The organism is Pseudomonas soli (assembly GCF_021283165.2).
Lineage (GTDB): Bacteria > Pseudomonadota > Gammaproteobacteria > Pseudomonadales > Pseudomonadaceae > Aquipseudomonas > Aquipseudomonas soli.
In genome coordinates this window covers 4,198,090-4,212,884 of the sequence record NZ_CP128543.1, presented here as the reverse complement: position 1 = coordinate 4,212,884, position 14,795 = coordinate 4,198,090, and the positions used below count along the sequence as shown (strand labels likewise).

Sequence of the window (14,795 nt, the reverse complement as noted above, 5' to 3'; positions counted from 1 at the left end):
GTCGGCCCGTCGTCGCTTTACAGAAGAATTTGAGCTCAAGGGCAGGGCGGGGCCGCAAAGGTCTCCCCGGCCAATACTGGAGAAAGCAAGCATGAGCAACTGGTTGGTAGACAAACTGATCCCTTCGATCATGCGTTCCGAGGTGAAGAAGAGCTCGGTGCCGGAAGGACTGTGGCACAAGTGCCCGTCCTGCGAAGCCGTGCTGTATCGCCCGGAGCTGGAAAAGACCCTCGACGTCTGCCCTAAGTGCAACCATCACATGCGTATCGGCGCCCGCGCGCGCATCGATATCTTCCTCGATCCAGAAGGTCGCGCCGAACTGGGCGCCGACCTGGAGCCGGTCGACCGCCTGAAGTTCCGTGACGGCAAGAAGTACAAGGACCGCCTGACCGCCGCGCAGAAGCAGACCGGCGAGAAGGACGCGCTGATCTCCATGAGCGGCACCCTGATGGGCATGCCGATCGTGGTCAGCGCCTTCGAGTTCTCCTTCATGGGCGGCTCGATGGGCGCCATCGTCGGCGAGCGTTTCGTGCGCGCTGCCAACTACGCACTGGAAAACCGCTGCCCGATGGTCTGCTTCTCCGCTTCCGGCGGCGCGCGCATGCAGGAAGCGCTGATCTCGCTGATGCAGATGGCCAAGACCTCCGCCGTGCTGGCGCGCCTGCGCGAAGAAGGCATCCCGTTCATCTCGGTACTGACCGACCCGGTCTACGGCGGCGTTTCCGCCAGCCTGGCGATGCTTGGCGACGTGATTGTCGGCGAGCCGAAGGCGCTGATCGGCTTTGCCGGCCCGCGGGTTATCGAGCAGACCGTGCGCGAGAAGCTGCCGGAAGGCTTCCAGCGCAGCGAGTTCCTGCTGGAGCACGGTGCCATCGACCTGATCATTTCCCGTGACGAGCTGCGTCCGCGCCTGGCCCGCCTGCTGGCGCAGATGACCGGCCAGCCGACCCCTGAAGCGGCCAAAGAGGTCGCCGCGGTCGCGTGATGAACCAGCGCAGCCTGGGCGACTGGCTCGCCTACCTCGAACAGTTGCACCCCTCGGCCATCGACATGGGCCTGGAGCGCTCGCAACAGGTGCTTGCGCGCCTGGGGCTGGGCACGCTGGCGCCCCGTGTGGTCACGGTGACCGGCACCAACGGCAAGGGCTCGACCTGCGCCTTCATGGCCGCGTTGCTGCGCTCGCAGGGGCTAAGGGTCGGGGTGTACAGTTCGCCGCATCTGCTGCGTTACAACGAACGGGTGCTGATCGACGGCCAGGAGGCCAGCGATGAGCGCCTGTGCGAAGCGTTCGCTGCGGTGGAGGCGGCGCGTGGCGACATCTCGCTGACCTATTTCGAGATGGGCACCCTGGCGGCGTTCTGGTTGTTCAAGCACTCCGCGTTGGATGCGGTGGTGCTTGAGGTCGGCCTGGGTGGCCGGTTGGATGCAGTCAACCTGGTGGATGCCGACGTGTCGCTGGTCACCAGCATTGGCGTCGACCACGTCGATTACCTGGGCGATAGCCGCGAGTCGGTAGCCTTCGAGAAGGCGGGAATCTTCCGTCGGGGTAAGCCGGCGCTGTGCGGTGACCTTGATCCGCCGCAGCCTTTGCTGGACAAGGTGCGTGAGCTGGATTGCCCGTTCTTCCTGCGTGGACGTGATTTCGACCTGGATAGCAGCGTTGACCACTGGCATTGGCGTGGTTGCCAGCTCGACGGATCGCCCGTTGAACTGCGTGACCTGCCGTTGCTCGACCTGCCCATGGAGAATGCCGCCCTGGCCTTGCAGGCCTTCCTGCTGACGGGGCTGCCGTGGGATGCCGGCAAGGTTCGTCAGGCTTTGCTGGATACTCGTATCACTGGCCGTCTCGACCGACGTGAGCTGCTGCTCCAGGGCAGGCGCGTGGAGTTGTTGCTGGATGTCGGCCATAACCCACACGCCGCCGAGTACCTGGCACGCCGCTTGGCGGCACGCCCGGTGAAGGGGCGACGTCTGGCGGTCTTCGGCCTGTTGGCCGACAAGGACCTGGCCGGCGTGCTTGCGCCGCTGCGCGGCCAGGTCGCCGACTGGGCAGTGGCGCCGCTGGACACGCCGCGCAGCCGCCCGGCCGCAGAGCTGGCGGATGCTTTGACGAACCTCGGTGCGTCAGTGAAGTCTTACGCCAGTGTCGCAGCTGCCCTCGAAGGGCAGTGCGCCCAGGCGACGGCGGATGACCAGATCCTGCTGTTCGGTTCGTTTTTCTGCGTTGGCGAGGCCCTGGCCTGGCTTGAACGGCAGGTTTCCGAGGATGGAGTAGATGGCAGTGCTGGATAAAGGGATGAAGCAGCGCATGGTCGGTGCGCTGGTGCTGGTGGCGCTGGCGGTGATCTTCCTGCCGATGCTGTTCACCCGCGAGGACGAGATGCGCCAGGTGCGTGTCGAGGCGCCGGAAGCGCCGGCCATGCCCAATCTGCCTCAGGTGCAGGTAGAGCCTGTCCAGGTGCCGGAGCCACAACCGCTGCCGGAGCAGAGCGACCAGCCTGTAGTGGTGGTTGATGAGTCCACGGCGCCGGTAGCTACGCCGAGCCAGCCGATCACCCCGGCACCGACTGCGGCGCAGCCTCAGCCCAAACCGCAGACTTCGGTACCCCCTCCGGCGGTAGCCAAGGTCGAGCCCCGTTTGGCGCCTGCTGCTGCCGCGGCCAAGCCCGCTGCACCTTCGAAGATCGACGTCAACGGCCTGCCGGTGAGCTGGTCGATCCAGCTGGCCAGTCTGTCCAATCGGGCCGGTGCCGAGAACCTGCAGAAGACCCTGCGCAGCCAAGGCTACAACGCCTATATCCGTTCGGCGGATGGCATGAATCGGGTATTCGTCGGGCCGTTGATCGAGCGGGCAGAAGCCGAGCGCCTGCGTGATGTGATCAATCGCCAGCAGAACCTGAAAGGCATCGTCGTGCGTTTCCAGCCGGAGCGTGGTTGACATTCCATCGCGGGGCAAACCGGCTCCCACCTGTCGCGTGGGAGTGGGCTTGCCCCGCGATGGTTTTCAAACCTGCAAAGCTGTCCCAGGAGTCAGCCTGCAGCCCTTCAAACACCTGACATTCCGCTTACCCCAAGCCCCCTTGCTCTGGTAAAATGCGCCGCCTCAAACGTCGGCAGGCAACACCGTGGCATTTACCTGGGTTGATTGGGCGATCATCGCGATCATCGCCATTTCCTCACTGATCAGTCTCAAGCGCGGCTTCGTCAAGGAAGCCTTGTCCCTGCTCATCTGGATTGTCGCCGGCGCGGTGGCCTGGATGTTCGGCGGCTCGCTTGCGCAGTATCTGGAAAGCTATATCCAGATGCCGTCCGCACGGGTCATTGCCGGCTGCGCCATTCTTTTCGTCGCCACGCTGCTGGTCGGGGCGATGCTCAATTTCCTCATCGGCGAGCTGATTCGCGTGACCGGGCTGTCCGGCACCGATCGCTTCCTCGGCATGGCCTTCGGCGCCGCGCGCGGGGGGCTGCTGGTGGTGGTGGCGGTCGGGCTGTTGAGCCTGGGGCCTGTGCAACAGGATCCGTGGTGGCAGGAATCGCGCCTGATACCACAATTTCTATTGGTAGCCGATTGGTCGAAGAACCTCATACTCGGGTTCAGCGGCCAGTGGATGTCCAGTGGGGTCAGCGCACCCGTTGACCTTCCGTTCAAGGAGCAGTTGCTCGGGCCGACCAAGCCCTGAGCGCGCTTCACTCAAGTTTCATCAAAGTAGGGGTTGCGTCGCATGTGTGGCATCGTCGGTATCGTCGGTAAGTCGAACGTCAATCAGGCGCTGTATGATGCGCTAACCGTGCTTCAGCACCGCGGCCAGGACGCTGCCGGTATCGTGACCAGCCACGACGGCCGGTTGTTCCTGCGCAAGGATAACGGCCTGGTGCGCGATGTCTTCCAGCAGCGCCACATGCAGCGCCTGGTGGGCAGCATCGGCATCGGCCATGTGCGTTACCCGACCGCTGGCAGCTCCACCTCGGCAGAGGCCCAGCCGTTCTACGTCAACTCGCCGTACGGCATCACCCTGGCGCACAACGGCAACCTGACCAATGTCGAGCAGTTGGCCAAGGAGATCTACGAGTCCGACCTGCGCCACGTCAATACCAACTCCGACTCCGAAGTGCTGCTGAACGTGTTCGCCCACGAACTGGCCGTGCGCGGCAAGCTGCAGCCGACCGAAGAGGACGTTTTCGCCGCCGTTTCCCACGTGCACAGCCGCTGTGTCGGTGGCTACGCGGTGGTAGCGATGATCACCGGCTACGGCATCGTCGGCTTCCGTGACCCCAACGGCATCCGCCCGGTGGTGTTCGGCCAGCGTCACACCGACGAAGGCGTCGAGTACATGATCGCCTCGGAAAGCGTGGCCCTGGACGTGCTCGGCTTCACCCTGATCCGCGACCTGGCGCCGGGTGAGGCGGTGTACATCACCGAAGGCGGCCAGATGTTCACCAAGCAGTGTGCGGAAAACCCGAAACTCCAGCCGTGCATCTTCGAGCACGTCTACCTGGCTCGTCCGGATTCGATCATCGACGGTGTCTCGGTGTACAAGGCGCGCCTGCGCATGGGCGAGAAGCTCGCCGAGAAGATCCAGCGCGAGCGCCCGGACCACGACATCGACGTGGTCATCCCGATTCCCGACACCAGCCGCACCGCGGCGCTGGAACTGGCCAACCACCTGGGCGTCAAGTTCCGCGAAGGTTTCGTCAAGAACCGCTACATCGGCCGTACCTTCATCATGCCCGGCCAGGCCGCGCGCAAGAAGTCGGTGCGCCAGAAGCTCAACGCCATCGAGCTGGAATTCCGCGGCAAGAACGTGATGCTGGTGGATGACTCGATCGTGCGCGGCACCACCTGCAAGCAGATCATCCAGATGGCCCGCGAAGCCGGCGCCAAGAACGTCTACTTCTGCTCCGCGGCCCCTGCGGTACGCTACCCCAACGTCTACGGCATCGACATGCCGAGCGCTCACGAACTGATCGCCCACAACCGTACCACCGAACAGGTGGCCGAGTTGATCGGCGCCGACTGGCTGATCTATCAGGACCTGCCGGACCTGATCGAATCGGTCGGTGGCGGCAAGATCAAGATCGAGCATTTCGATTGCGCGGTGTTCAACGGTGAGTATGTCACCGGCGATATCGACGAAGCCTACCTCGACCGCATCGAGCAGGCCCGTAATGACCTGGCCAAGGTGAAGACCCAGGCGGTCAGCGCGATCATCGACCTGTACAACAACTGATTTGGGAGCGACGGCATGACCGAACAATGGGATGCCGGTCGACTGGACAGTGACCTCGAGGGTGTCGGTTTCGACACCCTGGCGGTGCGCGCCGGTCAGAACCGTACACCGGAGGCCGAGCACAGCGAAGCGCTGTTCCTGACCTCCAGTTATGTTTTCCGCACGGCTGCCGACGCTGCCGCGCGCTTTGCTGGCGAAACGCCTGGCAACGTCTATTCACGCTACACCAACCCGACCGTGCGTGCCTTCGAGGAGCGCCTGGCGGCCATGGAAGGCGCCGAGCAGGCCGTGGCCACCTCCACCGGCATGGCGGCGATCCTCGCCGTGGTCATGTCGCTGTGCAGTGCCGGCGACCATGTGCTGGTATCGCAGAGCGTGTTCGGCTCGACCATCAGCCTGTTCGAGAAGTACTTCAAGCGTTTCGGCGTGCAGGTGGACTACGTACCGCTGGTCGACCTGGGCGGCTGGGAAAAAGCCATCAAGGCCAATACCAAGCTGTTGGTCGTCGAGTCGCCGTCCAATCCGCTGGCCGAGCTGGTCGATATCAGCGCCCTGGCCGAAATCGCCCACGCCCGTGGCGCGCTGCTGGTGGTGGACAACTGCTTCAGCACCCCGGCCTTGCAGCAACCGCTCAAGCTCGGTGCCGATATCGTGTTCCACTCTGCGACCAAGTTCATTGACGGCCAGGGCCGTTGCATGGGCGGCGTGGTGGCCGGTCGCAGCGAGCAGATGAAGGAAGTCGTGGGCCTCCTGCGTACCGCCGGCCCGACCCTCAGCCCCTTCAACGCCTGGGTCTTCACCAAGGGCCTGGAGACCCTCAAGCTGCGCATGCGCGCCCACTGCGAGAGCGCCCAGGCGCTGGCCGAGTGGCTCGAGCAGCAGGACGGTGTCGAGAAGGTCCACTACGCCGGCCTGCCGAGCCATCCGCAACATGAACTGGCCAAGCGCCAGATGAGCGGCTTCGGCGCGGTGGTCAGCTTCGAGGTGAAGGGCGGCAAGGAAGGCGCCTGGCGCTTCATCGACGCCACCCGGGTGATCTCGATCACCACCAACCTCGGTGACAGCAAGACCACCATCGCCCACCCGGCAACCACCTCCCACGGCCGTCTGACGCCGCAGGAGCGTGAAGCGGCGGGTATCCGCGACAGCCTGGTGCGTGTGGCGGTCGGGCTGGAAGATGTGGCCGACCTGCAAGCCGATCTGGCCCGCGGCCTGGCGGCGCTGTGATCGACTGGAAGGGTGGCGAGCCCGGCCATAATGGTCGGGTGGCCCTGGTGACCGGTGCCGCCCGCGGCATCGGCCTGGGCATTGCTGCCTGGTTGATCTGCGAGGGCTGGCAGGTAGTGCTCAGCGACCTGGACCGCCCGCGTGGTGCCAAGGTTGCCAAGGCCCTGGGTGACAATGCCTGGTTCATTACCATGGATGTGGCCGACGAGGCCCAGGTCAGTGCTGGAGTGTCCGAGGTGCTCGGGCAGTTTGGCCGGCTGGATGCGCTGGTGTGCAATGCGGCGATCGCCAATCCGCACAACCAGACTTTGGAGAGTCTGTCCCTGGCCCAATGGAATCGGGTGCTGGCGGTCAACCTCAATGGCCCGATGCTGCTGGCCAAGCACTGCGCACCTTACCTGCGCGCCCATGGTGGTGCGATCGTCAACCTGGCCTCCACCCGTGCCCGGCAATCCGAACCGGATACCGAAGCCTATGCTGCCAGCAAGGGCGGGCTGGTCGCATTGACCCATGCCCTGGCCATGAGCCTGGCGCCGGAGATCCGCGTGAATGCCGTGAGCCCGGGGTGGATCGATGCCCGTGACCCCTCGCAGCGGCGCGCCGAGCCGCTGAGCGACGCCGACCATGCCCAGCATCCGGCTGGCCGGGTAGGGACGGTGGAGGACGTGGCGGCGCTGGTGGCGTGGCTGCTGTCGCGCCAGGCGGGGTTTGTCACCGGCCAGGAGTTCGTGGTCGATGGCGGGATGACCCGCAAGATGATCTACGCCTGAGCTGTAACCTGTTGAGATGTAAGACAAAGGGGCCGAAAGGCCCTTTTTTGTCGGTTGTCCCGGCCCTGTCGCGGGGCAAGCCCGCTCCCACGCTGTGGGCGTCTGGATTGTGGGGGGCGTGCTTGCCCCGCGATCAGGCTGCCTTTTTTGCCCTTTTTGAAAAAAACTTCAATGGGGGTATTGACTTAGCATCGGTACCTGCGTAAATTTCGCGGCCTCAGCGAAGCAAACGCAACAAGCAACATCGCGGGGGTGATTAGCTCAGCCGGGAGAGCATCTGCCTTACAAGCAGAGGGTCGGCGGTTCGATCCCGTCATCACCCACCACTTCCTGAGAGCGTTTCTGGTCCAAGGTGCTTTGCAAGAAGCCCTCTGGCAGAGAGAAACAGGACGCAAGTCCAGCACTGCGCGGCGGTAGTTCAGTCGGTTAGAATACCGGCCTGTCACGCCGGGGGTCGCGGGTTCGAGTCCCGTCCGCCGCGCCATTTTATTCCAGATGGGTGCTTGCACCGGTCTGAGGCCGAAAGGCCAGGTCCCAGTTTCAATCAGGCGCAAGCCTGAACGATACGCAGCGGTAGTTCAGTCGGTTAGAATACCGGCCTGTCACGCCGGGGGTCGCGGGTTCGAGTCCCGTCCGCTGCGCCATCTTTCGCCAAGAGCCCCATGAACGCTCGAGGCAAGCAGAAAAGGCGATGATAAGTCGCCTTTTTTGTTCCTGGCTTTCGCGCTGTAGCGCTTGAAAGCTCAGATCCCAGTTTCAATCGGGTGCAAGCCCGAACGATACGCAGCGGTAGTTCAGTCGGTTAGAATACCGGCCTGTCACGCCGGGGGTCGCGGGTTCGAGTCCCGTCCGCTGCGCCATCTTCGCCTCGAGGCCCTTTGAACACCTCGAAGCAACGGAAAAGCGACCTTAGGGTCGCTTTTTTCGTTTCAGCAACTTGCCCGACCATGGGCAAGGATTTCCAACAAAGCTGACAGACTCTTCACCGATCAAAGGTTTCAGCCGCTGATCGATGTGATGCACAATACGCCCCATTCGTTTCTTCCCGGAATTGGCAATGTCTAGATCAACCGTCTATGGCGCGCTCGGGCTGGCCCTCGTGCTGGCGGGCGTGTCCGGCTGTTCCTCGAAAAAGGCCGCCGTCTACGAGCATGAGAACTTCGATGACTCGGGCACCTTTTCCCGCACCTTCGCCACCAGCGAAGCGGGCTCCTGCGAGGCGGCGCGCCGTGCGCTGCTCAGCCAGGGCTACATCATCACCAGCAGCGATGCCAACCAGGTCGCCGGCAACAAGAGCTTCCAGCAGAACGCCGAGAACCACCTGCAGATCAGCTTCAACATCACCTGCGTTTCGGACATGAGCGACAAGCATCGCTCGACCATGTTCGCCAACGCCCTGCAGGATCGCTATGCCCTGAAGAAGTCCAACACTTCCGCCAGCCTCGGCGTGGGCGTGCTGGGCTCGGTGTCGATGCCGATCGGCTCCACCGACGACTCCATGGTCAAGGTGGCCAGCGAGACGGTCACTGCTGCGCAGTTCTACGATCGTTACTTCGCCCTGGTCGAAAGCTACCTACCGAAACCGAAGAAGCCGGAGAAGTCCGAGCCTGCCGCCGAGCCGAAGGTGGAAAAACCTGCCGCCGACCTGGGCCTGCCGGAGCCTGCGCCCGCAGCCCTCGCGCCCGTACCGCAGCCCGCCACGCCGGTAGCCGAAAGCGTGGCAGAGACACCGGCTCCGGTATCGACACCGGTTGCTGCCGCCCCTGCCGCAGCGCCTGCGCCCGTTGCCACCCCAGCGCCTCCCGTGCCGTCCAGCGAGGCCCCGGCCGCGCCGGTGGTGGATGACAGCAAGGGCTCGCAACCCATCGCGCCGCCTGTCGAGCCAGCGCCGATCCAGATCCAGCAGGAATCCCCGGCGGCAGAGCAGGCGCCGGCGCCACTCTGACTCGTCGATAACTTCCTGGATGCCTGCTACGTTTATCGTTCATAGGGCTGTAATCATTCTGTCATTACGCTGGCTTAGGTTGGCGCAATGACAGAAGAACGACGAATGAGGGGCGTGAAGATGGACGATTACCAGGAAGAACTGCTCGAGTTCCAGGCCTATGAGCTGGACCTGCCGGAGCCGGCCGACGACGCCACCGAGCTCTAACCGACTTGCCGCTGATGGCGGCGAAACTCCCCCGGGGTCAGCCCCGTCCAGCGCTTGAACGCGCGCTGGAACGCCTCTGCCGAGGCGAATCCCAACAGATAGGCGATCTCGCCGAAGGCCAGTTCCGTATCGCGGATATAGGTCTCGGCCAGGTCACGCCGTGTGTCGTTGAGCAGGTTGCGAAAGCGCGTGCCTTCCTCGGCCAGCTTGCGGCGCAACGTCCAGGTCGGCAGTTGCAGGTGCCGCGCCACTTCCTCCAGGTCCGGTTCGTGCCCGCCATTGAGCAGTGGGCCCAACAGGTGGGTGATGCGCTCGCCCAGGCTGCGCACACGGGTGCGCTGGGCCAGTTCCGCTTCGCACAGCTGCAGTAGGTGCTGCCAGGTACTGGGGCAGTGCTGCAGGTTGGGCAGGTCCAGGGTGGCCCGGCTCAGGCGCAGTTGGTTGGCCGTGCCACCGAAATGCACGGTGCCCGTACACAGGCCTTGGTATTGCGTGGCGTAGGTGGGAGTGTCGAATTCGATCTCAAGACGTTCGGCTTGCACCGGCCTGGCGCTGAGGGCACCGAGCTGCGCGAGCCAGCCCGCGAGCATCGAGTCGACCACGAAGTGGTTGTAGCTGTTGTAGGGGCTGATGGAATAGAACCTCAGCCAAGCGCCCTGGGTATCTTCGTGGAAACTCGACCGACCCCGGTAGTTGGCGGCATACAACGGTTCGAAGCGCAGCAGGGTGCGGGCGGCTTCGCCGAGGGTGGGGGCCTGGGCGGCAGTCACCCCGGCCAGCCCGGCCTGGGCCAGGCGGCTCAGGCGCCCCATGTGTAGGCCCAAGGCAGGTTCGGCGGACAAGGCGATCGCTGCATGCCCCAAGTGCATGTAGCGCGGAATCGACAAGCGTGCACCCGGCTCGGCCAGGCGCCTGGCGTCAAGGCCGTAGCGTAGCAGCAGCGGCTGCGGGTCATGGCCGAGCTTGGCAAGTGCTTCTGCCAGGGGCTGGACGAAACCTACCGACAGGTCACCCAGGCGCACACGGGGGCGGGGCATCGCGTCACAGCCACAGGTTGAGCAGGCGCGCACCGTGGCTGTCGTTACCGACCCACAGTGTGCCGCTTTGGCTGGCAAAGCCCTGCCCGTCGCTGCCCAGCTCCCAGAACTGGCCGCGCATGAACACGCTCATGCTCGGGGTGCCGGCATTGGCGGCCAGCGGTAGTTGTTGCCAGGCGCGTTGCTCACTGACTTCGCCTCGTCGCAGCGGGAGGTCGGCCGCCTGCGCCTGATGGCGGTTCCCACGCCAGGGCGCCTGCCAGCTGTGCTTGCCACTGAGGAAGACCGGGTTGGCGATCACTTGCACCGATTGCGCGGCCAGTTGCCGGTGGTTGTCCGGATACCAGCTATCGCTGCCAATCAGCACGCCCAGGCGCCCGGCGGGGGTCTGCAATACCTGCAGAGGATGATGCCGGCCATCATGGATATAGCGCCGGTTTTCGCTGTCGGGGTATTGCTGTGACTGCGGCTGGCCGAGCACCGAACCATCGCTGGCGAACACCAGGCTGCTGTTGTACAACGGGCCGTTGCCGGTGCGCAGGACGCCATTCTCGACGTAGGGCGCCGGCAAAACGATGGAGCCCGCCACCAGAGTGACGCCGAATTCCCGGGCCAGGTTGCCGAACAGTTGCTGGTAATCGGCGGCCATCTGGGCCGCTTTCATGCGCAGGTGGGCATCCGAGCGGCGGTCGTCACCGCTGGCTGCTAGCATGGCCAGGCCATAGCGCAGAGGATTGCTCAACTCCAGCCATTGCCAAGCCTCGCTGCGTTGGGTCACCTGGTAAAGCTCGCGCTTTTCGCCACGGGCCCACAGCCAGGTGCCAATATGCTCGGGGAGTACCACCACGGTACGTGGATTGACCAGCCCTTGCGCGCGCGCCTGCTCCAGATAGGCCGAGAGCTTGCGGTGCAGGCGTGTCAGATTCTGATAGTCGCCTGGATACAGCAGTGGCTCGACCCCGAGCAGGTTGCCGTGCTCGCCTGGCACGCCTTGGTTGAGGGCCAGGTCGATGCGCAGGTCAGACAGGTAATGGCCCTCAGGGCGCTGCAGGGTCCAGAAGCCGTAGCCACAGAGGGCGGCGAGGGTGACCAGCGCCAAGGCGCCGACTAGCAGTTTTCGCATGGAGCGTTCCAGCGTTGTGCGGTAGAGGTGCCTTAGGGTAGACCTGCTGTGCAGCAGGATCAATAAGTTGTCAGTTTCGATCATTGAGCGCGTTCAAACGCCTGTTTAATGTCGGCCTCAGACAACCGACGGGCCCCGCGAGCTGGTGTAGACAGCGGCAGAGGCGCCCGCATTCCCGTGATCACGCCAACTGTGGAGTTCATCCATGGCTACTGAACGTTACCCGCACTTGCTGGCTCCACTCGACCTGGGCTTCACCACCTTGCGCAACCGCACCCTGATGGGTTCGATGCACACAGGCCTCGAAGAACGCCCCGGCGGCTTCGAACGCATGGCCGCATACTTCGCCGAGCGTGCCCGTGGTGGCGTCGGCCTGATGGTCACCGGTGGCATCGCGCCCAACGATGAAGGCGGCGTTTACTCCGGCGCGGCCAAGCTCAGCACCGAAGAAGAGGCCGCAAAGCACCGGGTCGTCACCGAGGCCGTGCATGCCGCCGGTGGCAAGATCTGCCTGCAGATCCTCCACGCCGGGCGCTATGCCTACAGCCCGAAGCAAGTGGCGCCCAGCGCCATCCAGGCACCGATCAACCCGTTCAAGCCCAAGGAGCTGGACGAGGAAGGCATCGAGAAGCAGATCCGCGATTTCGTCACCTGCGCAAGCCTGGCCCAGCGCGCCGGCTACGACGGCGTCGAGATCATGGGTTCGGAAGGCTATTTCATCAACCAGTTCCTCGCCGCCCATACCAACCACCGCACCGACCGCTGGGGTGGCAGTTATGAGAACCGCATGCGCCTGGCCGTGGAAATCGTGCAGCGGGTGCGCGAGGCGGTGGGGCCGAACTTCATCATCATCTTCCGTCTGTCGATGCTCGACCTGGTTGAGGGCGGCAGCACCTGGGACGAGATCGAGCTGTTGGCCAAGGCCATCGAGCAGGCTGGCGCCACACTGATCAACACTGGCATCGGCTGGCACGAGGCGCGCATCCCGACCATCGCCACCAAGGTGCCGCGCGCGGCGTTCAGCAAGGTCACCGCCAAGCTGCGTGGCGTGGTGAGGATCCCGCTGATTACCACCAACCGCATCAATACCCCGGAAGTGGCCGAGGCCGTGCTGGCCGAGGGCGATGCCGACATGGTCTCCATGGCCCGGCCGTTCCTGGCCGACCCCGATTTCGTCAACAAGGCAGCCGAAGGCCGTGGGGACGAGATCAACACCTGCATCGGCTGCAACCAGGCGTGCCTGGACCACACTTTCGGCGGCAAGCTGACCAGTTGCCTGGTCAATCCGCGGGCCTGTCACGAGACGGAGCTCAACTACCTGCCTGTGCAGGCAGTCAAGCGCATCGCCGTGGTCGGCGCCGGACCGGCGGGCCTGGCGGCCGCCACCGTGGCTGCCGAGCGCGGCCATGCAGTGACGCTGTTCGATGCTGCCGGCGAGATCGGTGGCCAATTCAATGTGGCCAAGCGGGTGCCGGGCAAAGAGGAGTTCTACGAGACCCTGCGCTACTTCCGTAACAAGGTGAAGTCCACGGGGGTTGAGCTGCGCTTGAATACCCGTGTCGACGTCGCCGCGTTGGTGGCCGGCGAGTATGACGAAGTCATCCTGGCCACCGGTATCGCACCGCGCACGCCGGCCATTCCCGGCATTGACAATGCCAAGGTGCTGAACTACCTGGACGTGCTGCTCGAGCGCAAGCCGGTGGGCCAGCGGGTGGCGGTGATCGGTGCGGGTGGTATTGGTTTCGATGTGTCCGAGTACCTGGTGCACCAGGGCGTGGCCACCAGCCAGGACCGTGAAGCGTTCTGGAAGGAGTGGGGGATCGATACGCAGCTGGAGGCTCGTGGTGGTGTGGCCGGGGTGAAGGCAGAGCCTCACGCGCCGGCGCGCCAGGTCTACCTGCTGCAGCGCAAGAAGACCAAGGTTGGCGACGGCCTGGGCAAGACCACCGGCTGGATCCACCGCACGGGGCTGAAGAACAAGCAGGTGCAGATGCTCAACAGCGTCGAGTACCTCGGCGTGGACGATGCCGGCCTGCATGTGCGCATCGGCGAGGGCGAGCCGCAGGTGCTGGCGGTGGACAACATCGTTGTCTGCGCGGGGCAGGAGCCGCTGCGTGAGTTGCATGATGGCCTTGTGGCGGCCGGGCAATCGGTGCACTTGATCGGTGGCGCTGATGTGGCGGCTGAGCTTGATGCCAAGCGGGCGATTAACCAAGGGTCGAGATTGGCGGCCGAATTGTAATTGTTTGAACTGGTGATGAGCCAACTTTCACAGGTGAGGTTTTCCTTTGGCAGTTGGCTTGTCAGCGAGTAGCTGTAATTGAAGAAGCACTGCGAGTAGTGTTCATATGCTCCATGTATCTTGCTCTTGTTCTTGCTCTTGCTCTTGCTCTTGCTCTTGCTCTTGCTCTTGCTCTGCTTTTGCTTCTAAGTGCGCGATAGTTCAGGCGACACAAATTGCGACTTCAGGAGGCCGAACGTAGGTCTTGCGGAGGGAGGTGACGGGCATGGATGCCCGTCAAGCGCTGCGCCCCAGGATGGGGCGTTCAGCGCGGTCCTCCCGGGACCCCGGAGCGAAGCGTAGGGGCCGGATGAATGGAGCGAGGATTTTTTGGTTCCTTTTTGATCCTTCAAAAAGGGACCCGCCGTAAGGGCGGAAAGGTGATTATGCGTCACCGTCGGAAATGAATGCGCTTATAAATTTCAAAACACACACTGTGTAAGTCAAAGTCAAAGTCAAAGTCAAAGTCAAAGTCAAAGTCAAAGTCAAATGCGATTGGCGTGGGTTTCCACAGTTATAAGCGCATTCATTTGCTATAATGACGCATATTCACCCTTTCGCCACCCGGCGAGTCACTTTTTGTCAAACGCCCGGAGCGCCGGCCGGACAAAAGTAACCAAAAAACGCTGCGCTCCATTCATCCGGCCCTCCGCTTCGCTCCGGGTTCCCTCACTCCGGCCTTGCTCCCGGGAGGACCGCGCTGAACGCCCCATCCTGGGGCGCAGCGCTTGACGGGCATCCATGCCCGTCACCTCCCTCCGCAAGACCTGCGTTCGGCCTCCTGAAGTCGCGAAGTTACGGGCGGCGCCTGGGCTGACGCAGCTGTCGCTAGCTGGGTATGGCGCTAGACTCCTGATCGGCAACGGCAACGGCAACGGCAACGGCAACGGCAACGGCAACGGCAACGGCAACGGCAACGGCAACGGCAACGGCAACGAGCAGCACGTATGCATCTGCGTGATCAGATAAACTGCCTT

At 63.7% G+C, this 14,795-nt stretch carries 12 protein-coding genes and 4 tRNA genes; 14 read left to right on the top strand and 2 right to left on the bottom strand.

The window, feature by feature from the left end; genetic code table 11:
* Positions 1-91: 91 nt before the first annotated feature.
* The 12 genes from accD (at position 92) to LU688_RS19405 (ending at position 9,170) form a co-directional block, all read left to right on the top strand.
* On the top strand, positions 92-985 hold the full coding sequence (accD, locus tag LU688_RS19460; RefSeq protein ID WP_028690439.1) for an acetyl-CoA carboxylase, carboxyltransferase subunit beta: 894 nt from the start codon (positions 92-94) through the stop codon (positions 983-985).
* Positions 985-2,292 (top strand): bifunctional tetrahydrofolate synthase/dihydrofolate synthase, encoded by a 1,308-nt coding sequence (folC, locus tag LU688_RS19455; protein ID WP_094012613.1) that lies wholly within the window; start codon positions 985-987, stop codon positions 2,290-2,292. The genes accD and folC overlap by 1 nt, the downstream gene beginning before the upstream one ends.
* Positions 2,276-2,938 (top strand): SPOR domain-containing protein, encoded by a 663-nt coding sequence (locus tag LU688_RS19450; protein WP_094012614.1) that lies wholly within the window; start codon positions 2,276-2,278, stop codon positions 2,936-2,938. The genes folC and LU688_RS19450 overlap by 17 nt, the downstream gene beginning before the upstream one ends.
* 187 nt (positions 2,939-3,125) lie before the next feature.
* The gene (locus LU688_RS19445) at positions 3,126-3,680 is read left to right on the top strand and encodes a CvpA family protein (protein WP_038706536.1); all 555 of its coding nucleotides are present in this window, start codon (positions 3,126-3,128) and stop codon (positions 3,678-3,680) included.
* A gap of 42 nt (positions 3,681-3,722) precedes the next feature.
* Positions 3,723-5,228: an amidophosphoribosyltransferase gene (gene purF, locus LU688_RS19440; RefSeq protein WP_023631895.1), complete on the top strand. Its 1,506-nt coding sequence runs from the start codon at positions 3,723-3,725 to the stop codon at positions 5,226-5,228.
* A 15-nt stretch (positions 5,229-5,243) separates the two neighbouring features.
* Entirely contained in the window at positions 5,244-6,455 is a 1,212-nt protein-coding gene (locus LU688_RS19435) for an O-succinylhomoserine sulfhydrylase (protein WP_232888288.1), read from the top strand.
* Positions 6,452-7,225: an SDR family oxidoreductase gene (locus LU688_RS19430; protein WP_031316683.1), complete on the top strand. Its 774-nt coding sequence runs from the start codon at positions 6,452-6,454 to the stop codon at positions 7,223-7,225. The genes LU688_RS19435 and LU688_RS19430 overlap by 4 nt, the downstream gene beginning before the upstream one ends.
* Before the next feature lie 250 nt (positions 7,226-7,475).
* Positions 7,476-7,551 (top strand) — tRNA-Val (locus LU688_RS19425).
* A gap of 81 nt (positions 7,552-7,632) precedes the next feature.
* Positions 7,633-7,709 (top strand) — tRNA-Asp (locus LU688_RS19420).
* An 83-nt stretch (positions 7,710-7,792) separates the two neighbouring features.
* Positions 7,793-7,869: transfer RNA gene (locus LU688_RS19415), tRNA-Asp, on the top strand.
* 139 nt (positions 7,870-8,008) lie between these two features.
* Positions 8,009-8,085 (top strand) — tRNA-Asp (locus tag LU688_RS19410).
* A gap of 197 nt (positions 8,086-8,282) precedes the next feature.
* Entirely contained in the window at positions 8,283-9,170 is an 888-nt protein-coding gene (locus LU688_RS19405) for a DUF2242 domain-containing protein (protein WP_232888289.1), read from the top strand.
* 203 nt (positions 9,171-9,373) lie between these two features.
* On the opposite strand, the gene LU688_RS19400 is transcribed toward LU688_RS19405, so the two are convergent.
* Positions 9,374-10,414, bottom strand: coding sequence for an AraC family transcriptional regulator (locus tag LU688_RS19400; RefSeq protein ID WP_038706533.1), 1,041 nt, complete (start codon positions 10,412-10,414; stop codon positions 9,374-9,376).
* Between the two features lie 4 nt (positions 10,415-10,418).
* On the bottom strand, positions 10,419-11,537 hold the full coding sequence (locus LU688_RS19395; RefSeq protein WP_094012616.1) for a nitrilase-related carbon-nitrogen hydrolase: 1,119 nt from the start codon (positions 11,535-11,537) through the stop codon (positions 10,419-10,421).
* Between the two features lie 205 nt (positions 11,538-11,742).
* Here LU688_RS19395 and LU688_RS19390 point away from each other — a divergent pair, with 205 nt between their 5' ends.
* Together LU688_RS19390 and LU688_RS19385 are read left to right on the top strand one after the other, a co-directional pair.
* Positions 11,743-13,779, top strand: a complete 2,037-nt coding sequence (locus LU688_RS19390) for an NADPH-dependent 2,4-dienoyl-CoA reductase (protein ID WP_094012617.1) — start codon at positions 11,743-11,745, stop codon at positions 13,777-13,779.
* Positions 13,780-14,559: 780 nt separating this feature from the next.
* Complete coding sequence (locus LU688_RS19385; RefSeq protein ID WP_289678221.1) at positions 14,560-14,787, top strand: hypothetical protein; 228 nt, start codon at positions 14,560-14,562, stop codon at positions 14,785-14,787.
* The last annotated feature ends 8 nt before the right edge of the window (positions 14,788-14,795 follow it).